Raw genomic sequence first — 21699 nt, 5'->3', positions numbered from 1 at the left:
CCCTTCACGATGGTTACCGAATTCGAGCGGAGTTCCCAGAGCAATCCCACGAAAGCTGACGGCGCGGGCCACATGGACTTCTTGGGCGATATCTACGCCAATGACCAAATGATGAACGGTAATGTTTTCAATGAGTTGATTTTGCTTGTCTTGAGCTTTAAACTTCATAGTAGAGCGACCTCCTAAATGGTGAGATTAAAAGGGCTGTAGACCCGTATCCAACTCCCATGTTACCGAGGCGCTCGTTTTTGTTCAAACTCCAAAATATTCAGTTTACAGGAATTCTAACGGGAAACATTAGTTTAATAACAATAGCGGCAGTCTAAGACTTATTTATCAAGTCTTGTTCTGCCGCTGCTACTTTTAATGAGTCAGTCCAATACTTATTTATTAAAAGTTAACGATTATCAAACTCAGAAACCGTGTCAAATCAACAAATACAGTCTAACACTTTATTTTCTTTTAACATAGACGACGCCATCTTTGACGCTGCCTACCCTGGCGGCGGCCGCGACAGCTACCACCCCAAAATGCTCACCAAAGTCATCATCTACGCCTACACCCAGCGCATTTATTCCTCCCGGCAAATCGCCAAAGCGGTCCCGGAAAACATTCCCTTTATGTGGCTGGCGGGACGGCAACGCCCGGATTTCCGCACGCTTAACCGCTTTCGTTCTCAGCGGATGAAGGACGTCCTTGAAACCGTATTTACCGCCGTGCTTCAGTTTCTGGCGGACGAGAAATACATCTCCCTGGAGCATTATTTTGTGGATGGAACCAAAATCGAGGCGAACGCCAATCGCTACACCTTCGTATGGGGTAAAGCTGTTAGTAAACATAAGGCCAAGCTGCAAGCAAAGGTACATGCATTGTTTGTCGATATTGAGGCCGTAGAGAAACAAGAAGAACAGGAACACCGTGGCCAGGACCTGAGCGAACTTGGCGAGTCCGCCGAGATCGGCAGGGAGAAACTCGAACAAATGACCCAGGCGCTAGAGTCGCAACTGCTGGAAGCCCAAGGACAAACCACTGAAAAAAGCCGTTCAGAAGCTTCGCAAGGATTTGATGCCCAGGCTGTTAAAGTACGAACAGTATCAAGTACTGCTCGGTGACCGGAACAGCTTCAGCAAGACAGACCCGGATGCAACCTTTATGCGGATGAAGGAAGATCACATACGAAACGGTCAGCTCAAACCGGGTTACAATGTACAGATCGGAACCGAATACCAGTTTATATTAACATACAGTCTACATCCAAGACTTACCGATACCCGTTGTTTATGGCCGCATATGGAAAAAGCAAGGCGGATCTTGGGGAAACTTCCGCAGACGGTGATTGCGGATGCAGGCTACGGTAGTGAAGAGAACTATGCGTATTTGGAAAACGAACACGTGAAGGCCGTGGTCAAATACGGTAGCTACCACAAAGAAAAGAGCAAAGCGTGGAAAGAGAATATTGGAAAGATTGAGAACTGGACGTACGATGAAGCCGAGGATACATGGAAGTGCCCAGCCGGACAAATGCTGCATTTCCGCAAAGAAAGCAAGGAAACGTTAGAGAGTGGATATGAAATTCGAAAACGTCATTATCGTAGCGAAAGTTGTGACGGTTGCCTACTGAAGGAACGTTGTACAAGGTCGACAGGAAATCGGGAAGTCGTCGTCAGTTTGGAACGACTGCGATACCAGAAACAGGCTCGGGAAATTTTACGGAGTGAAGACGGTTACGCCTTGGCTGTGCGGAGGATGACGGAACCGGAAAGTGTGTTTGAACAACTGAAGAATAACCGGGGATTCCGGCGCTTCCTGCTTCGAGGGATGGAGAAAGTGACCCTCGAAGTCGGTTGGCTTTCCCTTGCCCATAATCTGCTAAAGCAAGCAGCCAATGACCAAAAACGCAAAGCAGCGATCCTCCAATAACGGGAGAATCGCTGCCTTGCTATCGTTTTACGGTTTTTAAAACAAAAGAACGGTCCCATTCGTAGAAAATTCTACTTATGGGACCCCCCCGCTTCGGAAGCATATGTTTTTAAAAGGACAGCGAAGCCGTTTCCACTTGGTGCGCCAATGGGGATGCCATTAGCAGGACAGAACGAGCAAAAGGGTCTACTTTGTATTTAGCTTTGTGGAACAATATCCGTTTTGGATTTCAGGTAGTCCAGAGCATTATAGAGCATAACAGCTGCTTCAGCACGTGTAATTTCACTTTTCGGATGGAACTTGCCGCCTTCATCCAGAGTGTTGATCTTGTATTTCAGCGAGCGCTGAATGCTGCCCTGGAAAGACGGGTTCAAGGCATCCGCATCTGAAATGTCGGCAGGGACAATGTTGATCATAGGCAGATTGCCCACTTTTTCTATACCCTGAATCAGCAGATTTGTGAATAATTCTTTGGTCATTGGCTTTGCAGGGTCGATATCTGCAGGAATTTCAATCCCGTTGTAGTGGGCGTTGATAAAAGCTTCCGCGTACCAGGCGTTGTCTTTAACCTTGGTGAACGTGCTGCTGGCGAGCGGCGCCTTGTTGAAGTCGATAGCTGCAAGGCTTAGCTGAAGGCCGCCTGAGATGAACTGTATGCCCTGAGCGGTGGTTACCTTGGCGCCTGGAAGGAACTGGGTGTCAGAGATGCCCTTGATCAGGCCTTGATCCTTAAGGGAAATGATTTTGTCTTTGCCGGTAACGCTGTCAATATCCTTGAAGCTGCTGTCAGCGGCAAAGATGGGACCGGCGAGTGAGAAAGTAAGAAGCGATACACTGGTGATCGCTGCAAAAGCGCTCTTTTTGAAGTTCATATTGTTGTCCACCTTTGTCTATAGGATTCAGGCCGCTTGGCCTTATACAACTCCTTAGACGCGACAGAATATGGAAAGGTTGCAGACCCCTAAATTTAGTCAACGGGGATATAAATAGTGATGCGCATGTGATCTGGAAAAGTTGAGTTCACCACATCCGTGATTTCAAAGTCGGGGCCTTCCCGACGTTCATAGCCGGAATTCGGCAGCCAGGTTCCATAAATATAGTTGCGGGTCGTTGCAGTGAGTGAAGCGGGTCCATAAGCTTTGAACATCGCATACTTTCCTGCGGGGAGAACCAAATGGGTGTAATTCCCGTCCGGCAATTCTGCACTTTCCGTTACTGCCTCACCTACGATGAAGGAGAAGTCCCCGTTGTCCTGATAATCACAAGAAATGCCGTAGGACATTCCCGGAGAAACCTTATCTCGTATAGGCATAAACCGTCCGTTTCGTCCAAAATCATCGTAGAATCCGGGAATATCTTCATAGTGGCCGTCTCCGTTCAGGCTGGTTTTGTATCTATAGCCGATAATAGGGGTGTCATCTAGCTGAATCGTGGTTGGTTTGTCCATTCGCTCTACATCTCCTTCGGTATTTTTTTGCAGCTCCAGAAAGTTGATCTTGTGCTGGGATTCGGTGGTCAGATCCAGAGATTTCCGGTACTTGCCAGGAGTCACACCTGCGTAGCTTTGAAAAGCTCTAGTGAAGGCTTCCTGGGACTGATATTGGCAGGCCAGGGAAATTTGCAGCACACTTTCGCTGGTGTGACGCAGCAGGTTTGCCGCTTCGGTGAGTCGCCGCTTGCGAATGTATTCGTGTACGGTAAAGCCGGAAACCGCCAGGAACATACGCTGGAAATGGAAGGGGGAAAAGCAGGCTTTGCCGGCAATCTCAGCAATCCGCAGTTCGTCCTGCAAATGATCTTCAATGTAGTCCAGCGACAGCTGAATTCTGTGATAATAACTCATCTGTTTCATCCCTTTACAAGTGGAGTACAAAGTCTATTATGGAATATTCTTAATATTTTTTTTTGATGGTTTGTGCGAAATTTCTAAACGTAATGGTATAATCATGTCAGGCCCTTTTCTTTGGTGGGTATTTTTGTTATGCTTAATTCGTAACGATTACTAATTATAATCGCAATCCTCGCTTCCGGAAAGGTGGGAGACCTAAGGTGAACCCGATTGTTAATATCAGTCAGCAATTTGCTGCACAAAACTATAAATTGACTCCTCAGCGAGAAGCCATTGTCAAAGTCCTGCTGGATAATGAGAAGGACCATTTAAGTGTGGAAGAAGTATATATGCTGGTTAAGACCAGCTATCCGCATCTTGGTCTTGCGACGGTGTACCGGACTCTGGAACTGCTATGTGAACTTCATATTGTGGAAAAGATGAATTTTGGCGATGGGGTAGCACGATATGATTTGCGCGGTGACGATCATGCCCATATGCACCATCATCTGATTTGCAATGTATGCGGCAGGCTGGAGGAAATCAAGGAAGATTGGCTTCATGACCTGGAGCTCCGGCTGGAACAGGAATATGGATTCAATGTTACGGATCACCGGCTCGATTTCAAAGGCACCTACAATACATGCAAACGGAACGGCTGCAAAGGAGAAAAGGATTGCCAGGCGGTCTCATGAGGTTGGTGCTGGTATGAGTCATCCGGCAGATGAATGATTTAGCCTGGGTGGAATTTCTGCCCACAAGTAGAAACGGCATTTCAAGAGCCTGCACATTGCGCTCTGAAATGCCGTTTTGATTTTATTCAGGGCCTGGAGGGTACAAAAGATTTGATCCATGTTCCGAAGCTTCCCGGATTGCGGGACTGCACCAGCACAACACCTTCGCCGCGGAACCGGCAGACCAGGGCTTCCCCGCTCGTTAAGCTGTTCAACCAGCCGGAGGCTGCTTTTTCCACCTTGTAATCCATATAATCCGGCCAGGCCACCAGATGTCCGTTATCAATGATCATTTCCTCGCCCGGTTCCAGGTTGATGGCATGTATCGCTCCGAACGATGAGAGGAACACCGTACCGCTGCCGCTGATCTCAATGATGAAGAATCCTTCCCCGGAAAACAGCCCGCGCGTCAGATTCTGCATTTTTGTATTGACCTGAATGCCATGGGTCCCGGCGAGAAATCCGTCCTTTTGCACATATAGCTTGTACGATCCGTCCAGCTCTATGGCCTGAATGTCACCAATGGATCCCGGAGAGAGCAGGACTTCACTTTGCCCTCTTGTCGCCGTCAGTTCCTGGAAGAAAAATTTCTCCCCGCTCAGCATTCTTCCGAGTCCCCTCATTATGCCGCCGTCCACAGTACCTCTAATTTCCACATTGGGGGACATGGCGACCATCGCACCCATCTCTGCTTTGACACTTTCACCAGGATTCAAATATACCTTAAGCATAGCAAAAGCACCTTCGTACAATACATCGTATTTCATGAATTCCCTCCGCATCTGTGGTTACTGGCTTTCCCAGTACTCCACGGTTTTGCCCATTCTCCGGGCGTACTCAATCTCTTTGCGTGTACTTTCACCGATATACCCATTCACATGAATGACCATAATTCCGTCTGACATTTTGATTTTGCTGTAATGTAGCTGTTCGAACAGATGCGCTTGATCCGCTGAAATATGAATGCCTTCGCTCTGTTCAAAGAATCCCAGACTCAGCACGATTACGCCTTGGCGGGTTAAAGCGGCATTTGCGGCCTCGAACTGTGGTTTGAACTTGGTCGATCCGCATAGGGTAATGATCCTCGGACGGTCGCAATTCTTCATGGAATCTTCCTTTTTAGGGATAGGCTTGTACCTTCAAGAATACTGTACCCGAAGCTGCTTGTGCAAGCGGACGCTGCAGGCGTAATGATTATAATCAACTTTACCGGGAAATCTACAAACGAATATGTTAAAATTAAAATATCAGCAGGTCTAGACACCAATCTACTGAACATTCAGACTAAAAAAGGAGTGCAAGCGCATATGGCACGCACAAAAACACAAAAAGCTCTGCTGAGGGCAGAACGCTCCGGCACCTGGTGCGCGGAACGAAACCGCAGGCAAAATGATCAGTACGGCGTGATATCCCAGCATGTCCGGGTCACCCCAAGCAAGCAGCAGAAACTGAATAAGGTCAAACACAAGGAGCGGATCTTTCAGGATGGCGCTCCTTTTCATGTCTGGAGAATAAAGCTAAATTCACCATCATTGGGGTGTAAACCTTGATTCGCCAGTCCAGGCTCAGCGGGATTGGATTACGGCAGTGAGGTCATTTCGGTCTGCCGGCTATACGCACGGTATTGCTTGGGTGACATCCCGAAACGTCCCCGGAACAAACGGTGGAAATAGGTATAATTGGCAAAGCCGCATGTCTCAGAGACATGCTCCAGCGGCATAGGGCTGAAGGTGATCCGCTCCCGTGCCATATCCAGTCTGACGTCGTTTACATACTTGACAATGGTGGTGCCAAAAGCCTCCTTGAACAGATGAACCGCGCGGGAGACCGATATATCCACATGTCCGGCCACATCCTCAAGACGGAACGGATAAGCCGCATGTTCCTCGACATATTGCTTCATGCGGTACGCCAGATAGCCCTTGGGTGAAACCGCTGGCTGTTCAGACATTAGGCGGTCGATTTCCAGGCACAAAATCTGCAGATAACAAGCAGAGATCTCTGGTGAAGGATTGGACAAACGGCGCTGCTCCAGCACGATTTGGCGGAATAGGCCCAGGAAATAGTCGCTGAGCGGCATGTGGAGAACCAGCGGGCGCTGCTTGCGGGTCCACCATTCTTCAATCCAGGGCCCTCCGCAGAAAATATGATAGTCACCACTTTCAATACGGGGCTTCCCCACGGGATAGCTCTCTTTGTCGATACTCAGATAATAGGGATCGCTTGGAGCGAACAACATTAGATCGCCGCTCTCTACGGTGGTGAGAACACCATCAACCATGGTCCGGCTGCGTCCTTCAGTCTGCAGACGCAGGAGATAATACTGAACGCTGTCGCCACCCGACATATGGAAGGGCTTGCGGTGAACTGAGAATCCGGCTGACAGGATGTGGCATGGTGCTGTTTGTGTCATAGGTCCTCCTGGTGATGGAATAGGATATTGAAATGATAAGCAGATTGTTCATGTTTTAATCATATTCTTCATTTTATTATATACGCTTTCATATTACTATGGACCTGAGCAAAAAACATATAAATGATGTGGAGGGGGCTTTATAGCGGCTCTGAAAGCTACATAGGTACGCATATGGAACATGAAGGATAAGGGAGACAGATATTGGGCATTCAGTTGCTTGCAGCCCTTTTGTTCAGGTGAGTCATATGATGTGGCACCACAGGGACGATAAGAAGCAGGATAGATATGGAAGTACAATCCAAACCATTAGGAGTGAGGCAAACATGCTGAAAATCGGCTTGCAGCTGTATACGCTGAGAGAAGAACTGGAACAGGATTTTGAAGGAACCCTCCGCAAGGTAGCGGAGCTTGGATATGCCGGGGTAGAATTTTATCATTTCTTTGGACGGACGGCAGAAGAAGTAGTTGCACTGCTTCAGGAAACGGGTCTTACCGCGCTCGGCGCACATCGTCCATATGATGCTATGCTGAATGACACGGAGCAGGAAATCAGCTTCAATCTGGCTATCGGCAACCGCAATCTGATTGTGCCTTATCTGACTGAAGAGCAGCGCAATTGGGAAGAGGTTGCAGCGAATTTGCGGACTATCGGAGAGAAGTGCAGCGCTCGCGGCACCGTTCTTTCTTATCATAATCATGATTTCGAATTCACGGAGCAATTCGGCGGACGGACCGCTTTTGACGGTATCTTCGAGGAAGTGCCTGCCGAAGTGCTGAAAGTGGAGATGGATACTTGCTGGGTATATTATGGCGGCTATGATCCGGTAGAATATATCAACAAATACACCGGACGCCTGCCGATTATCCATCTGAAGGATATGAAAAAGCGTGAAGACGGATCGGCGGAGACGGTTGTATTGGGCGAAGGGGAAGTAAATCTGGCTGCGATTCTGGAGGCTGCTGATGCAGCGGGTGCGGAATGGGCCGTAGTAGAGCAGGATTATTGCAGCAGATCACCGCTTGAAAGTGTAGCGGACAGCCTGAAATGGGTTAGAACATATGCCAATCAAGGAGGAAAAGTTCATGTCTAACAAACTCAAAATTGCTATTATCGGTTGCGGTGGTATCGCAAACGGCAAACATATGCCAAGTCTGTCCCGTCAAAAAAATGCCGAAATGGTGGCTTTTTGTGACATCGTAGAGGAACGTGCACAGGAAGCGGCGAAAACTTATGGGACTGAGGATGCAGCTGTCTACACTGATTTCCGGGAGCTTTTGGCAAAAGGCGGATTTGATATCGTTCATGTATGTACACCTAATGACAGTCATTCCGTGATCTCCGTAGCAGCGCTTGAAGCCGGCAAACACGTGATGTGTGAAAAGCCGATGGCCAAGACAACAGCCCAGGCTCAGGAAATGCTGGACGCAGCACGCCGTACCGGCAAAAAGCTCTCCATCGCATACCAGAACCGCTTCCGTTCGGACAGTGAATATCTGAAGGGCCTCTGTGAGAGTGGAGAACTCGGTGAGATTTATTACGGCAAGGCTATTGCGCTGCGCCGCCGTGCGGTTCCTACGTGGGGAGTATTTCTGGATGAAGAGAAGCAGGGAGGAGGCCCGCTGATCGATATCGGGACGCATGCGCTTGATTTGACCCTGTGGCTGATGGATAATTATAAACCTCGGATGGTAGTCGGTTCGACATTCCACAAGCTGGGACAGAAGAAAAACGCGGCAAATGCCTTCGGTCCTTGGGATCCTGAACAATTCAAGGTAGAAGATTCTGCCTTTGGATTTATTACTATGGAAAATGGAGCGACGATCTCTCTGGAATCCAGCTGGGCACTGAATGTGTCCGAGTTCCGTGAAGCCCAAACTTTACTTGCAGGCACAGAAGGCGGGGCAGATATGAAGGATGGTCTCCGTTTGAATGGAGAGCGTGCGGGACGTCTGTACGAGACCAAAGTGGATCTCTCTTCCGGCGGTGTGGCCTTCTACAGCGGAGAAGCGGAGAGTGAAGCAGACCGTGAAGCCCGCTTGTGGCTGGAAGCAGTAACTGAAGACAAAGAACCCGTTGTAAAACCGGAGCAAGCTTTTGTAGTTACACAAATTCTTGAAGCAATCTATGAATCGGCACGGACTGGCCGTGCGGTGTATTTTGACGGAAGTTCAGACAAATAACTGGCAAAGTTAACGTCTATCGAAACAGGAGTGGAGACCATGAGTTCACAGAAGCATACAATCGTCATCGTTGGCTATGGCGGAATGGGAAGCTATCACACACAATTGATTGAGGAGAACGGCCGCCTGGAGGTGGCCGGAACGTTCGATCTGCTAGAGGAACGCCGCAGTGCTTCGGTAAAAGCGGGATATACGGCTTATGCCAGCTATGAGGAGGTTCTGGCTGATCCGAAGGTTGGAACCATACTGATTGCCACACCTAATGATGTGCACAAAGAAATCGCCATCGCAGCTTTTAGAGCCGGTAAACATGTAATCTGCGAGAAGCCCGTGGCATTATCCTCGGATGAATTCAATGAAATGCTTGAGGCGGCTGAAGCCGCCGGACGTATCATGATGGTGCATCAGAACCGCCGGTGGGACGAAGACTTCAGGATCATCAAGGAAATGTATGAGCATAACACAATCGGCCCTCTGTTCCAGCTTGAATCGCGTGTGCACGGAGCCAATGGCATCCCCGGTGACTGGCGGCATGTGAAGGCACAGGGCGGCGGCATGCTGCTGGATTGGGGTGTTCATCTGCTGGATCAGTTGTTGTTCATGATTGACAGTAAAGTGACCAGCGTGAGCAGCAGCTTAAGCTTCATTCTGGGCAATGAAGTGGATGACGGCTTCGAGGCGCTGCTGCAATTCGAGAATGGCGTCAAAGCCGTCGTGGAAGTTGGAACTACTAACTTTATTACACTGCCAAGATGGTATGTAAAAGGTACTGAAGGCACCGGAATTATTGAAGATTGGTCATTGACGGGACGGATCGTTACCCGCAATCAGGAGAGCGAAAGACGGGAGCCTACCCCAATCCGCGCCGGTGTAGGCCTTACGAAGACCATGGCTCCTCCATCAGAAGGGGCGACGATTACAGATGTGCTGCCGACAGCAGTGAAGCTGTCCTCCAGCTTCTATACCAATTTTGCCGATGTCATTGAGGGAACGGCAGAGCCGATTGTCAAAAATGCCGAGGTCATGCGTGTGCTGAAGCTGATCGAGGCGATATTTGCGGCGGCTGAAACCAATCAGACCATTAAGGATTTTGACGAGTATTGAAATGAATGTTTATCCTGAACGAGAGGCGGCAGAACAATGAAACTTGGAGTATTTATGGTGCTTTTCGGCGGTCGCAAGCTGGAGGACGCGCTGGATTATGTAGCTTCCAAAGGACTTAAGGCAGTGGAGATCGGCACCGGAGGCAATCCGGGCAACAGCCACTGTGATCCTAAGCTTCTGCTGGAGAATGAGACTGCACTCAAAGAATTCAAGCATGCGGTAGAGTCACGCGGTCTGATGATTAGTGCACTGAGCTGCCACGGTAATCCGCTGCATCCGCAGAAAGAACTGGCCCGTAAGGATCACGAGGATTTCGTCAATTCGGTCAAACTGGCGCAGAAGCTTGGTGTTTCTGTTGTGAACACCTTTTCAGGTTGCCCAGGCGATCATGAAGATGCGAAATACCCGAACTGGCCGGTAGCTCCATGGCCGAATGACTACCAGGAGATTCTGACCTGGCAGTGGGAGAACAAAGTGATCCCTTATTGGACAGAATGGGGTGCATTTGCCTCGCAGCACGATGTGAAGATTGGTCTTGAGCTGCATGGGGGCTTCTCTGTGCATACGCCCGCTACTCTTCTGCGTCTCAGAGAGGCAGCAGGTGAAGTGATCGGCGCGAACCTTGATCCGAGCCATATGTGGTGGCAGGGCATTGATCCGGTGCAGGCCATTCATATCCTGGGACGTCAAGGTGCAATCCATCATTTCCATGCCAAAGATACCGTGATTGATCCAGTAAATGTGAATATGTACGGTTTGACTGATATGCAATCCTACACGAATATGCTGGACCGGGCGTGGCAGTTCCGTTCGGTGGGCTATGGCCATGATGTGAAGGTCTGGGCGGATATCATCAGCGCACTCCGCTTGGTTGGTTATGATTATGTGGTCAGTATTGAGCACGAGGATGGACTGATGTCTATTGAAGAAGGATTCTCCAAAGCGGTAGACAATCTCCGCCAGGTACTAATTGAGGAACCTCTTGCCGATATGTGGTGGGTCTAAACAAATGGAGAGTTTTACTAAAGTCAAATTGGATGATCAGCAGCTGAGAACTTTAGTAACGGGTACGTTTGGAAAGGATACATCGATCATCAGCAGCAAGGAGTTGACCGGAGGTTTTTTTAATACTGCCTACGATCTGGAATTATCGGACGGACGATCCGTGATTCTGAAGGTCGCACCCTCTGATGAGACAGCAACGCTGAGCTACGAAAAAGACATCATGCGCGCAGAAGTGGAGGCACTTCGTCTGGTTCTGGCAGCAGGCAGCGTTCCGGTTCCAGCCGTCTATGGATTCGATGAGAGCCGCGAACGGATTAGAAGTCCTTATTTTTTCATGGAAAAGGTTGAAGGGATGCCCTACAACGAAGTCAAAGAGAGCCTCACGGATGAAGTGAAAGCCTCCATTGAACTGGAGCTGGGCCGCTATCAAAGGCTAATTAATGAGATAAAGGGCGGGCACTTTGGGCTTTTTGGAGAGCCTCCTGATGGAACAGGAAGAACATGGCGTGAGACCTTCACAAAGATGATTCATAATGTGCTGGACGATGGTCAAAGACTGGGGGCTGAGCTCCCGTCTTCGTATGACGAAATCAGGCAAGGGCTGGAGAAGTATCTGCCTGCACTTGATGAGGTAACCGAACCGCGCCTGATTCACTGGGATCTGTGGAATGGCAATATCTTTGTCCAAGACGGTGCGATCGTCTCGATTATTGACTGGGAACGCGCGCTGTGGGGGGATGTCCTGCTCGAATATTACTTCCGGCACTTTGAGAATTCTCCGGCATTCTTGGAGGGTTATGGTGCAGTGTTTAACAGTCCGGGCGAGCAGCTCCGCATCAGGCTGTACGACCTGTATCTTGATCTGATTCTGGTCATCGAGTATTACTCCAGGCAATATAAGGATGAGAATCATATTGGCTGGGCGTTTGATAATTTGCGTGAAACCTTGAAAGACTTTGTGAACACAGTGGAAGTATAAATGTGAAAAAGCGGAAGGCCGGTTCTCACAGGAGACACCGGTCTTCTTGCCTGTGAACGGCACAGCGGACTTGAATGGGGCCGCGTGTGATTTTGCTAAGCTATTGCGGTTCGTGTATATTTTGTTAGGGATGAACGCGTTTGCTTCGGCATCGCCGGTTTTCAGAAAATTCTTGACGTAAGCACATGTAAATAGATAAAATAATACTTATTGTGTGTTTTTTACGTATTGAGAATCATTATCGTAATTTGAAAAGAAACGAGAGGGTGACAGGATGGAGCGCCTTTTAGAGGTAAAAGACCTGGCTATATCATTCAGAACACGCGGAGGCGAAGTACAAGCGATCCGTGGTGTAAGCTTTCATGTGAATAAAGGGGAAACACTGGCGATCGTGGGCGAATCCGGTTCCGGTAAGAGCGTAACTTCGCAGGCTGTCATGAAGCTGGTTCCCCAGCCGATGGGTGAATACAAGCGCGGACAGATTTTGTTCGACGGGCAGGACCTGATTGGTAAAAATGAAAAGCAAATGCAGAAGATCCGCGGGAAAGAAATCGGAATGATTTTTCAGGACCCGATGACCTCGTTGAATCCGATGATGAAGGTCGGCAAGCAAATTACCGAAGTGCTGTTCAAGCATGAGAAAATCTCCAAGGATGCTGCGTACAAACGCGGGATCGAACTGCTGAACCTGGTAGGGATACCTTCACCGGAACGCCGTTTTCAGCAGTATCCGCATGAGTTCAGCGGCGGGATGCGCCAGCGTGTGGTGATTGCCATGGCACTTGCAGCCAACCCTAAGCTTCTGATTGCCGATGAGCCGACCACCGCGCTCGATGTAACGATTCAGGCACAAATCCTGGATTTGATGAAGGATCTCCAGAAGAAAATTGATACCGCAATTATCTTCATTACCCATGATCTCGGGGTTGTAGCCAGAATGGCTGACCGCGTTGCGGTAATGTATGCCGGTCAGATTGTTGAAATGGGCACAGCGGAAGAAATCTTCTATGACCCAAGACATCCGTATACCTGGGGTCTGCTGGCTTCCATGCCAAGTCTGGAAAGTAAGGGTTCTTTGCTTACTGCGATTCCCGGAACGCCTCCGGATCTGATCAAGCCGCCGAAGGGCGATGCTTTTGCACTCCGCAGCACTTATGCGATGCAGATCGATATGGAGAAAGAACCTCCAATGTACAAGGTGTCCGATTCCCATCTGGTGAAATCCTGGCTGATGCATCCGATGGCGCCAGCGGTAGAGCCACCTGAAGTGGTGAAGAAAAGACGGCGTGTTCTTAGCAACGCATATCCGCAGCCGATCCTGGTAGAGAACGCCGGAGATTATTAATATATTAGTTGTAAGCGTCAAGCTCCTTTATGGACTTGGCGCTTTTTTGCGTGAAATAACGGATTAATGTTTATATAAGTGTGAAACAAAACTAATATATTTAAATAAAAGTATTGACTATTTCATCTCCGGACAGCAAAATGTAAGGGTATACATAGGAGGTTGAAGGATGAAAAAAAGAACGTTTACCACTTTATTATCATTGTCTATTTTGACGGCATGCAGCAACAGCAACCCTGAATTTAATAATGTTTCTGTACATGATCCCTCTGTAATCAAAGTAAATGATATGTATTATGTCTTTGGCTCCCATCTGGCTTCGGCCAAATCCAAAGATTTGATGGACTGGACGCAGGTGTCTTCTGGCGTTGCCGACGGCAATGTGCTTATTCCCAATGTTACGGAAGAATTAAGTGAAACGCTCAGCTGGGCACAGACGGATACGCTATGGGCACCTGATGTCATTCAGCTGTCTGACGGGAAATTCTATATGTACTATAACGCTTGCAAAGGGGATTCTCCGCTGTCGGCAATGGGAATAGCTGTATCCCGCAAGATTGAAGGACCCTATAAAAATAAGGGGATCATTCTCAAATCCGGTATGGCTGGCACAGGCGATGACGGTGAAATTTATGATGCAACGAAGAAGCCTAACGTGGTTGACCCTGATGTGTTTTTTGACAAGAACGGTAAGCTTTGGATGGTATATGGTTCCTATTCCGGCGGGATCTTTATCATGGAGCTGGATGCCAAGACAGGTATGCCGCTGCCTGATCAGGGTTATGGCAAAAAACTGCTCGGAGGCAACCACGCCCGGATTGAAGGACCTTACATGCTGTACAGTCCTGAAACCGATTATTATTATCTATTCCTATCTTATGGCGGACTGGATGCTAAGGGCGGATATAATATCCGTGTTGCCCGCTCCAAGAACCCGGATGGTCCATTTGAAGACTCGGAAGGCAAGGCTATGCTGGATGCGAAAGGTACAGCAGGTGTATTGTTCGATGATCCGGCTTACTCTCCATATGGAGTGAAGCTGATGGGGAATTTCGAATTCACGAATGCAGGGCTGGATCCGGAGGCAAACCGGGAGGGTTATATTTCTCCTGGCCACAATTCGGCATATTATGATGCCAAGAGTGGACAATATTTTCTTATTTTTCATACCCGCTTTCCTGGCAGGGGGGAGGAGCATGAGGTTCGTGTACACCAGATGTTTATGAATACCGACGGATGGCCGGTGGTAGCGCCGCACCGATATAGCGGAGAGAAGATTGGTAAGTACACTGCCGTGGAGATCAGCGGCGGTTATGGATATATTAACCACGGCAAAGAAATCTCGGCGAAAGTTGCCGGCTCGAAACCGATTGAATTAACCGCTGACGGAAAAATTACCGGGGCGGTTGAAGGGACCTGGAAGCTGACGGGAGAACATAATGCTGAGCTGATTATTGACGGTGTGGCCTACAGCGGAGTTTTCCTCAAGGAGTGGGATGAAGCGGCCGGTAAAAGTGTAATGACGTTTTCTGTGGTATCGTCTGCAGGCATCTCGCTCTGGGGAAGCCACGATTTACAGGAAACAGAGGAGAACTAACCGGCAATTTAGCCCGTTGCGATCGATATAGCTAGAAGTGCCTGGTGCAGCACGACAAAAAGGCACCAGCGGTAAACCTTCAGCCCCTCCTGCGTGCAGGGGAGCTGAAGGTTTTTATGAATTTTAGTGTCCGGCTATCGGATCACTCCGTATATTTCCGCAGTACAATCACAGCATTATGACCTCCGAAGCCAAAGGAATTGGAGATTCCGATGTGCAGGTCCGCTTGGCGGGCGGTGTTCGGCACATAATCCAAGTCACAGACTTCATCGGGCTCCTCCAGATTGATGGTGGGTGGAATAAGGTCTTCCTGTATACTCTTAACCAATGCAATGGCCTCAAGGCCTCCGGCGCCGCCCAGGGCATGTCCTGTCATTGATTTATTTGCCGTCACCGGAATGCGGTAGGCCTGATCGCCGAACAGCTTTTTGATCGCCATCGTTTCTGAACGGTCTCCCACCAGAGTGCTGGTGGCATGGGCGCTGATGACATCCACCTCACCTGCCTCTATACCCGCCTCTTGGAGCGCCAGTTTCATGGCCTGATAGGCGCCTATGCCTTCCGGATGGGTGGCCACCATGTGATAGGCATCCGAACTGGCACCATAGCCGGTCACTTCGCCGTAAATGACGGCATTTCTCTGCAGAGCATGAGATAAGGACTCCAGGATGACAATCCCGCTCCCCTCCCCGATGACAAACCCATCACGGTTCGCGTCAAATGGACGGCTCGCTTTGAGCGGTTCAACATTATGTGTGGACAACGCAGTCGCATTTCCGAAACTGGCTAGTGATATTTCGTTAATGGCGGCTTCGGCACCTCCTGCAATGACAACATCGGCACCGCCGTACCGGATCAGCCGGAAGGCTTCACCTATGGCTGTATTCCCGATGGAACAGGCCGTTACAGGCGACAGAGCAGGTCCAAGTGCCCCCAGCTTAATACTGATCAAGGCTGCAGCCATATTCGAGATCAGCATCGGGATCAGTGTCGGACTGACTCTTTCCGGTCCGCGAGAACGCAGCACATCGGCTTGCTCCATTAAGGTCTGAATACCCCCGACACCTGAGCCTACATAAACCCCAAATCGTTCGCGGTCTATCTTGTCCAGCTGAAGCCCGGAATCAGCCCAGGCATCTTCGGCAGCAGCCAGAGCGAACTGGCTGAACCGGTCCATCCTCCGCGCCTCCTTACGCCCAAACCGGCCCTCAGGATCGAAATCGTGCACAGCACCGGCAATCTTTGTTTTGAAATGTGAAGTATCAAATGTGGTGATCGGAGAGATCCCCGACTCACCTGCCGACAAGCGTCTCCAGAACTTCTCTACTGTATTTCCTAGCGGCGAGACCAATCCCATGCCGGTAATCACTACGCGCTCCATAATTATCCCCCTAAAAGTTTTGATAGCATAAGCTCCCATGAATCTACTCCGCAAAACTCACAACGGAAGCATCCACAATGTTTTGATAGCATAAGCTCCCATGAATCTACTCCGCAAAACTCACATCGGAAGCATCCACAATGTTTTGCCAGCATAAGCTTCCATAAAGACACTGTGTTATACTCGCAGCCGAAGCATGTAACTTTTTTGTTATACGTTTATTTTTTCACTTTATTTATCCTATTACAAGTTGTCGTTTATCATAGTATAATTAATACTATTCTAAACATCGTTCAGGAAGAGGCGCATAGATAATGTCTACTCAGACCAGGCTACAGGCTTTATCGGACTTCTTAAAAGCAAGGCGGGCGGCGATATCACCCGCCTCCGCAGGGCTGCCTCAAGGCACGCGTAGAAGGACCCCGGGCCTGCGGAGGGAAGAGGTTGCGCAGTTAGCCGGAGTCAGTAACACCTGGTATACCTGGCTGGAGCAAGGCCGGGATATCAAAGTATCGCCTTCTGTATTGGACTGTATTGCGGCCGCTTTGCAACTGACCAAAGATGAGCGCAGCTATTTATTTGCCCTGGCACTGGAGAACGGGCCTGGAGCTGCCCTTTATCCGCAGGAGAACATCTCCGAGATCAGTCCTTCATTGCAGAAAATTCTACAGGAGCTGACCACCTGTCCGACTATTATTTCCGACCGGCGCTGCGGGATTGTGGGTTGGAATGAAGCGGCAGCGCATGTGTTTCTCGACTTTGCCAAGCTCCCGCCGGAGGAGCGGAATATGATCTCCCTGCTATTTGTCCGCAAGGAATTCAAGCGCCTCGCCGTGAACTGGCAGCAGTTCGTCAGCGGGTATTTATCCATATTCCGGGCCTATTACGGCCAATATGTGGAGGACCGCTGGTATGATGATTTCATTGCGGAGATGAAGCAGCAGCATCCGGAGTTCAACACGCTGTGGGAAGAGAGCCGTGTCAGCTCAGCTCCCGATGTTGTGCTTGAATTCCGTCATGCGAAAGCTGGCAAAATGCTGTTTCACCTGACCTCGCTCCAAGTACACGGCAGCACCGATTTGCGGTGCAGTATCTATACACCGGCAGGGGACTCCAATACAGAAGCAAAGCTCAAGCAGCTGATGGAACAGCATGCCCAGGAATGATGATAAAAAATCTTTATGGATTCATAAAAAACTATAAATATGCAATGTAAGGTTTGACGTTTATACTCCTAATATGATGTTTAACTTATGGAATCGGAAAAGGAGCAAAGTATAATGGCAAAAGTGACCGGATTGGAAGGCGTAGTGGCAGGGGAAACTGACATTGGTCTGGTGGACGGTGAAAAGGGGTACTTGGTATACCGGGGATATTGGGCGAAAGAACTTGCAGTGACTCGCACTTATGAAGAGGTAGCCTATTTGCTGTGGAACGGACACCTGCCATCTGCGGAAGAGCTGGAACGGCTTAAGAACGAAATGGCTGCATCCCGTCAGTTGCCAGGGTATATCCGGCAGATCATTGAACTGATGCCTGCTTCCGTTCCAATGATGCTGGTGCTGCAGAGTACCATTGCTGCACTTGGAGAGCAGGAGAATACCTCTTGGCCCCCGGTACTAGCGCAGGCGGTAAGGCTGGCATCCATCCTCCCGACCATTATTGCTTATAGATACCGTACGCTGAACGGATTAACACCACTGGAACCGTTATCAGAGCTTGGGCATGCGGCCAATTACTTATACATGCTGACTGGTGAAAAGCCGACCGAGGCGCATGTGCAGGCGCTCAATGCTTACCTGATTCTATGTATGGAGCACGGCATGAACGCTTCAACCTTCGCTGCCCGCGTGGTACTGTCTACCGAGTCGGATATGAATGCTGCAGTCGCTGGTGCAATCGGGGCTATGAAAGGGCCGCTGCATGGCGGTGCCCCGTATGAAGTAATAGCCATGCTCGAGGATATTGGCACCCAGGAACGGGCGGAACCGTGGCTGCGGAAGGCTCTGGAGAGCGGAACCAAGATCATGGGTTTCGGACACCGGATCTATAAAACCAAAGATCCGCGTGCTGAAGCCCTTCAGATCGCGACACAAGAAATGATCGGCAAAGATCCTTCTTTTGACTTGGCACTTCATGTAGAAGCAACAGCTATACATTTACTTCAAGAATACAAGCCGGGCCGCAGACTGTTCACCAACGTGGAGTTTTATGCTGCTGCTATTCTTAAGGCGCTGGAGCTTTCACCGGACATTTTTACACCAACCTTTACAGCAGGAAGAATTATCGGCTGGACCGCGCATATTATGGAGCAGGCTGCCAACAACCGGATTTTCCGTCCGCAATCCGTCTATACCGGCCCTATGCCCCAGAACGAATTCTAAAAAAAGCTGCAGAATCATTCCTGAGGTTAATCGCTTAGAACATAGCTAGTAAGTATGCTAAAACATCCCCGGCCGATAAGCGGCCGGGGATGTTTTGAGTAGAGGGATGATCATGAGTGAGAGTATGAGGGGGATACTCTGGCGGTGCTTTAGAAATCGGATGTTGCAATTTCAATGGTGCCAAAGACAGCGCCGGCAGCCGTGCTGAGAAGTGCGGCAACCAGAAGTGCTTTGACAGAAAGGGTGAGGCTGTTCAGTGCAGGGATGGTATAAGTGACAACTGGCGCATTGACCCGGTAAATGACAAGTTCCACAGGGAATGCAGAACCGTTGTTTACCGTTACAGCTGCATCAATGCCACCTGCCAGATTCTCGTAATAGGATTTACCTACAGAGGGTGCCAGGTTGAAGAATTGAATGGGTAACAAGATAGCCATGGTAACGACCTCCTTTTCATTTGATAGAATATTCTATTCTGTTACTCTATTATTGTTTTGACGAATGACATGGGAGGTTAGCACAAATTAATAGCAAGCCTATAGTTGGATTAATAGTCCATCCAGGATGGAACATGGCTGCCCTTGCACTGGTATTGAAGTTTGCGGCTAACTAACGTTAGAGATTCAGCAGGTTGTAATATGTTACACTGGGAGTAATTCTGTTAATAGTAAGGAGAATTAAGATGATCAAGCTGGTATCCTGGAATGTGAATGGGTTAAGAGCCTGCGTTAGCAAAGGCTTCATGGAATACTTCAAAGAAACGGCTGCAGATATCTTTTGTGTACAGGAGACCAAGCTTCAAGCCGGACAAATTCTTCTGGAACTGGGAGAAGAGTATGAACAGTACTGGAATTACGCAGTGAAGAAGGGGTATTCGGGAACGGCGGTATTCACGAAAATCAAGCCGCTCTCTATAAGATACGGCATGGAAGAAGATTCAGAGCCCGAGGGCCGGTTGATTACACTGGAATTCGCTGACTTTTACCTGGTGAATGTCTATACTCCGAATGCAAAACGGGATTTGACGAGACTGGATTACCGGATGGAATGGGAGGATCGCTTCCGCAGTTATCTTCAGGAGCTGGACAAGCGTAAGCCGGTGCTGGTGTGCGGAGACCTGAATGTTGCCCATCAGGACATCGATTTGAAGAATGCCAAAGCCAACCGCGGAAATTCAGGCTTTACCGATGAAGAGCGGGGGAAGATGACGGTACTCTTGGATTCGGGTTTTATTGATACATTCAGACACCTTCATCCCGATCAGGAAGGGGCCTACACCTGGTGGTCTTATATGCCGAAGATCAGAGAACGGAATGTAGGCTGGCGCATTGATTACTTTTTGGCGTCTTCACGTCTTGCACCGCAGCTGGAGCTGGCGGGGATGGAGTGCAGTGTAATGGGTAGCGATCATTGTCCAGTGTTTTTGCAGCTTGAGGGTATACAGGAATCCTAACTTTAAATGGATAATAATAAGGGCCGTACATCCCCAATCAGGATGCCCGGCCCTTTGCAATTCTGTAGTTAATGATGTCCTATGCCAGATAGCCAACGAATTCTGCTTCAAGATCCTCAGGGGACATGGACAGATTAAATTGTTGATGAAGTACCATGGAAGTATCCTTAACCGACACTTCCATGGTAAGACAGAAAGGAGTTTCTACAAACAGCAGTGTCATCTTAAGCTTGCCCTCCGCAGTCCAGGTGAAGCTGGAAGAGATCAGGTTCTTGGTAGAGTCCAAGATTTGCGCGGAGCTTTCTATCCATTCGCCTCGCCCAAGCTTGATAATCTGTTTACCGTACATACCCTGCAACATTAATAACGCCTCTGTAGTGTTAAAAGAAACCGAAACGGCTTCCAGTTGCTGCGGATTATCATCCATTCTGAATACTTTGCCGTTCAAGAACGACTCAAGGACTGAAGCTTCCTTCTGCCGCTCGGGCTGAAAGCTTAAACGGTCAAGAAGCAGAGCAAGTTCCGCATTCGCAGCAGAACTGGTTGGGGCAACGGATGATTCTGTACTCATGGCAGGCAGCAGATGCTCCCATACCCCGTTCATAATACGCTGCATATCACTGCTTCCGCTTGTTATGGCAACCACAGCATCCTGCTCTGGCATCACAATGCAGAGTTGGCCGAAAGCGCCGTCTCCACGAAATCCGCCATGCTGGCATTGCCAGAACTGATAGCCATAACCCTGCGACCAGTCGCTGGAGGCTGCTCCCGGACTACCATCATCGTTGCTGATTTGCTTGGAGGTTGCGGCGGAAATCCATTCCGGGGTCAGCAGTTGACGGTTATTCCACACTCCTTGTTGTAAATACAGTTGTCCAAATGCTGCAATATCCTCGGTAGTGATGCTTAACCCAAATCCACCTAGATTGATCCCCCGGGGACAAGAGCCCCAAGTCGGATGTTGAATACCCAGCGGTACAAACAACCGGGGTTCCAGGTATTCCAGTAAAGTGAGAACGCTTACTTTTTGCAAAATGGCAGACAGCATATACGAGGCGCCGGTGTTGTAAAGGAAATGGGTACCAGGTGTCTTATCGACCGGAAGCTTCAGGAAAGCTCGGACCCAGTTGCCGTCTTCGCTGCTCATCATTGGTGGCATGGTATCCTCTATATGGCCGGTGCCCATCATCAGCAGGTGGCTGATGTTCATTTGTGCCAGATTGGGGCTAATGTCTGCTGGGGCATCATCAGGGAAGAAAGCCACCGCCTTATCCTCCAGTGACAATAACCCCTCTGCCACCGCCAGGCCAATTGCTGTCGAGGTGAAGCTTTTACTGAGTGAGAACAATCATATCTCCCTTGATAGACGTGG

At 49.2% G+C, this 21699-nt stretch carries 20 protein-coding genes and 2 pseudogenes; 13 read left to right on the top strand and 9 right to left on the bottom strand.

Annotated features, from left to right (window positions below; genetic code table 11):
- Window positions 1-168 (bottom strand): annotated as a pseudogene (locus A3848_RS32775) (IS110 family RNA-guided transposase); the annotation flags it as partial.
- 299 nt (window positions 169-467) lie between these two features.
- Between A3848_RS32775 and A3848_RS33535 the strand changes: the two are divergent.
- Window positions 468-1920: pseudogene (locus tag A3848_RS33535) on the top strand (IS1182 family transposase); the annotation flags it as partial.
- A gap of 197 nt (window positions 1921-2117) precedes the next feature.
- On the opposite strand, the gene A3848_RS04055 reads toward A3848_RS33535, so the two are convergent.
- Together A3848_RS04055 and A3848_RS04050 are read right to left on the bottom strand one after the other, a co-directional pair.
- Complete coding sequence (locus A3848_RS04055) at window positions 2118-2792, bottom strand: S-layer homology domain-containing protein (protein WP_074083649.1); 675 nt, start codon at window positions 2790-2792, stop codon at window positions 2118-2120.
- Between the two features lie 95 nt (window positions 2793-2887).
- On the bottom strand, window positions 2888-3763 hold the full coding sequence (locus A3848_RS04050) for an AraC family transcriptional regulator (RefSeq protein WP_074083648.1): 876 nt from the start codon (window positions 3761-3763) through the stop codon (window positions 2888-2890).
- A 206-nt stretch (window positions 3764-3969) separates the two neighbouring features.
- Here A3848_RS04050 and A3848_RS04045 point away from each other — a divergent pair, with 206 nt between their 5' ends.
- The gene (locus tag A3848_RS04045) at window positions 3970-4443 is read left to right on the top strand and encodes a Fur family transcriptional regulator (RefSeq protein WP_074083647.1); all 474 of its coding nucleotides are present in this window, start codon (window positions 3970-3972) and stop codon (window positions 4441-4443) included.
- 125 nt (window positions 4444-4568) lie between these two features.
- On the opposite strand, the gene A3848_RS04040 is transcribed toward A3848_RS04045, so the two are convergent.
- Window positions 4569-5249: a TIGR00266 family protein gene (locus tag A3848_RS04040; protein ID WP_074083646.1), complete on the bottom strand. Its 681-nt coding sequence runs from the start codon at window positions 5247-5249 to the stop codon at window positions 4569-4571.
- 21 nt (window positions 5250-5270) lie between these two features.
- Window positions 5271-5588, bottom strand: a complete 318-nt coding sequence (locus A3848_RS04035; protein ID WP_074083645.1) for a hypothetical protein — start codon at window positions 5586-5588, stop codon at window positions 5271-5273.
- 84 nt (window positions 5589-5672) lie between these two features.
- Here A3848_RS04035 and A3848_RS04030 point away from each other — a divergent pair, with 84 nt between their 5' ends.
- A complete protein-coding gene (locus A3848_RS04030; protein ID WP_305953419.1) occupies window positions 5673-6032 on the top strand; it encodes a hypothetical protein in 360 nt (119 codons plus the stop codon).
- 29 nt (window positions 6033-6061) lie between these two features.
- On the opposite strand, the gene A3848_RS04025 is transcribed toward A3848_RS04030, so the two are convergent.
- The gene (locus A3848_RS04025) at window positions 6062-6895 is read right to left on the bottom strand and encodes an AraC family transcriptional regulator (protein WP_074083644.1); all 834 of its coding nucleotides are present in this window, start codon (window positions 6893-6895) and stop codon (window positions 6062-6064) included.
- Window positions 6896-7221: 326 nt separating this feature from the next.
- Between A3848_RS04025 and A3848_RS04020 the strand changes: the two genes are divergently transcribed.
- The 7 genes from A3848_RS04020 to abnB all read left to right on the top strand — a co-directional run bounded on the left by A3848_RS04020 (window position 7222) and on the right by abnB (window position 15109).
- Window positions 7222-7989 (top strand): sugar phosphate isomerase/epimerase family protein, encoded by a 768-nt coding sequence (locus A3848_RS04020; protein ID WP_074083643.1) that lies wholly within the window; start codon window positions 7222-7224, stop codon window positions 7987-7989.
- Window positions 7982-9079: a Gfo/Idh/MocA family protein gene (locus tag A3848_RS04015; RefSeq protein WP_074083642.1), complete on the top strand. Its 1098-nt coding sequence runs from the start codon at window positions 7982-7984 to the stop codon at window positions 9077-9079. The genes A3848_RS04020 and A3848_RS04015 overlap by 8 nt, the downstream gene beginning before the upstream one ends.
- 39 nt (window positions 9080-9118) lie before the next feature.
- The gene (locus tag A3848_RS04010; protein ID WP_074083641.1) at window positions 9119-10183 is read left to right on the top strand and encodes a Gfo/Idh/MocA family protein; all 1065 of its coding nucleotides are present in this window, start codon (window positions 9119-9121) and stop codon (window positions 10181-10183) included.
- Window positions 10184-10219: 36 nt separating this feature from the next.
- Window positions 10220-11188: a sugar phosphate isomerase/epimerase family protein gene (locus A3848_RS04005; protein WP_074083640.1), complete on the top strand. Its 969-nt coding sequence runs from the start codon at window positions 10220-10222 to the stop codon at window positions 11186-11188.
- A gap of 4 nt (window positions 11189-11192) precedes the next feature.
- A complete protein-coding gene (locus tag A3848_RS04000) occupies window positions 11193-12167 on the top strand; it encodes a phosphotransferase family protein (RefSeq protein WP_074083639.1) in 975 nt (324 codons plus the stop codon).
- A 274-nt stretch (window positions 12168-12441) separates the two neighbouring features.
- A complete protein-coding gene (locus tag A3848_RS03995) occupies window positions 12442-13512 on the top strand; it encodes an ABC transporter ATP-binding protein (protein ID WP_074083638.1) in 1071 nt (356 codons plus the stop codon).
- Between the two features lie 169 nt (window positions 13513-13681).
- A complete protein-coding gene (gene abnB / locus A3848_RS03990; RefSeq protein WP_074083637.1) occupies window positions 13682-15109 on the top strand; it encodes an arabinan endo-1,5-alpha-L-arabinosidase AbnB in 1428 nt (475 codons plus the stop codon).
- Between the two features lie 142 nt (window positions 15110-15251).
- On the opposite strand, the gene fabF is transcribed toward abnB, so the two are convergent.
- Window positions 15252-16490: a beta-ketoacyl-ACP synthase II gene (gene fabF, locus A3848_RS03985; protein ID WP_074083636.1), complete on the bottom strand. Its 1239-nt coding sequence runs from the start codon at window positions 16488-16490 to the stop codon at window positions 15252-15254.
- 314 nt (window positions 16491-16804) lie between these two features.
- On the opposite strand from fabF, the gene A3848_RS03980 reads away from it, so the two are divergent.
- Together A3848_RS03980 and A3848_RS03975 are read left to right on the top strand one after the other, a co-directional pair.
- Complete coding sequence (locus A3848_RS03980) at window positions 16805-17656, top strand: helix-turn-helix transcriptional regulator (RefSeq protein ID WP_074083635.1); 852 nt, start codon at window positions 16805-16807, stop codon at window positions 17654-17656.
- Window positions 17657-17770: 114 nt separating this feature from the next.
- Window positions 17771-18874, top strand: a complete 1104-nt coding sequence (locus tag A3848_RS03975; RefSeq protein ID WP_074083634.1) for a citrate synthase/methylcitrate synthase — start codon at window positions 17771-17773, stop codon at window positions 18872-18874.
- Between the two features lie 149 nt (window positions 18875-19023).
- Here the strand turns inward: A3848_RS03975 and A3848_RS03970 are convergent, their stop codons facing one another.
- Window positions 19024-19311, bottom strand: a complete 288-nt coding sequence (locus tag A3848_RS03970; protein WP_074083633.1) for a hypothetical protein — start codon at window positions 19309-19311, stop codon at window positions 19024-19026.
- Window positions 19312-19559: 248 nt separating this feature from the next.
- Between A3848_RS03970 and A3848_RS03965 the strand changes: the two genes are divergently transcribed.
- Window positions 19560-20327, top strand: a complete 768-nt coding sequence (locus tag A3848_RS03965) for an exodeoxyribonuclease III (RefSeq protein ID WP_074083686.1) — start codon at window positions 19560-19562, stop codon at window positions 20325-20327.
- Between the two features lie 79 nt (window positions 20328-20406).
- Here the strand turns inward: A3848_RS03965 and A3848_RS03960 are convergent, their stop codons facing one another.
- On the bottom strand, window positions 20407-21675 hold the full coding sequence (locus A3848_RS03960; RefSeq protein WP_074083632.1) for a serine hydrolase domain-containing protein: 1269 nt from the start codon (window positions 21673-21675) through the stop codon (window positions 20407-20409).
- Between the last annotated feature and the right edge of the window lie 24 nt (window positions 21676-21699).

Origin of the sequence: Paenibacillus sp. P32E (assembly GCF_001909085.1) — a bacterium.
Lineage (GTDB): Bacteria > Bacillota > Bacilli > Paenibacillales > Paenibacillaceae > Paenibacillus_AQ > Paenibacillus_AQ helianthi.
This window is presented reverse-complemented; position numbering and strand designations above follow the sequence as displayed.

Coding starts and splice junctions, on each gene's coding strand:
- A3848_RS04055 (WP_074083649.1), bottom strand. CDS start 2,792: ATGAACTTCAAAAAGAGCGCTTTTGCAGCGATCACCAGTGTATCGCTT.
- A3848_RS04050 (WP_074083648.1), bottom strand. CDS start 3,763: ATGAGTTATTATCACAGAATTCAGCTGTCGCTGGACTACATTGAAGAT.
- A3848_RS04040 (WP_074083646.1), bottom strand. CDS start 5,249: ATGAAATACGATGTATTGTACGAAGGTGCTTTTGCTATGCTTAAGGTA.
- A3848_RS04035 (WP_074083645.1), bottom strand. CDS start 5,588: ATGAAGAATTGCGACCGTCCGAGGATCATTACCCTATGCGGATCGACC.
- A3848_RS04030 (WP_305953419.1), top strand. CDS start 5,673: ATGATTATAATCAACTTTACCGGGAAATCTACAAACGAATATGTTAAA.
- A3848_RS04025 (WP_074083644.1), bottom strand. CDS start 6,895: ATGACACAAACAGCACCATGCCACATCCTGTCAGCCGGATTCTCAGTT.
- A3848_RS04020 (WP_074083643.1), top strand. CDS start 7,222: ATGCTGAAAATCGGCTTGCAGCTGTATACGCTGAGAGAAGAACTGGAA.
- A3848_RS04015 (WP_074083642.1), top strand. CDS start 7,982: ATGTCTAACAAACTCAAAATTGCTATTATCGGTTGCGGTGGTATCGCA.
- A3848_RS04010 (WP_074083641.1), top strand. CDS start 9,119: ATGAGTTCACAGAAGCATACAATCGTCATCGTTGGCTATGGCGGAATG.
- A3848_RS04005 (WP_074083640.1), top strand. CDS start 10,220: ATGAAACTTGGAGTATTTATGGTGCTTTTCGGCGGTCGCAAGCTGGAG.
- A3848_RS04000 (WP_074083639.1), top strand. CDS start 11,193: ATGGAGAGTTTTACTAAAGTCAAATTGGATGATCAGCAGCTGAGAACT.
- A3848_RS03995 (WP_074083638.1), top strand. CDS start 12,442: ATGGAGCGCCTTTTAGAGGTAAAAGACCTGGCTATATCATTCAGAACA.
- abnB (WP_074083637.1), top strand. CDS start 13,682: ATGAAAAAAAGAACGTTTACCACTTTATTATCATTGTCTATTTTGACG.
- fabF (WP_074083636.1), bottom strand. CDS start 16,490: ATGGAGCGCGTAGTGATTACCGGCATGGGATTGGTCTCGCCGCTAGGA.
- A3848_RS03980 (WP_074083635.1), top strand. CDS start 16,805: ATGTCTACTCAGACCAGGCTACAGGCTTTATCGGACTTCTTAAAAGCA.
- A3848_RS03975 (WP_074083634.1), top strand. CDS start 17,771: ATGGCAAAAGTGACCGGATTGGAAGGCGTAGTGGCAGGGGAAACTGAC.
- A3848_RS03970 (WP_074083633.1), bottom strand. CDS start 19,311: ATGGCTATCTTGTTACCCATTCAATTCTTCAACCTGGCACCCTCTGTA.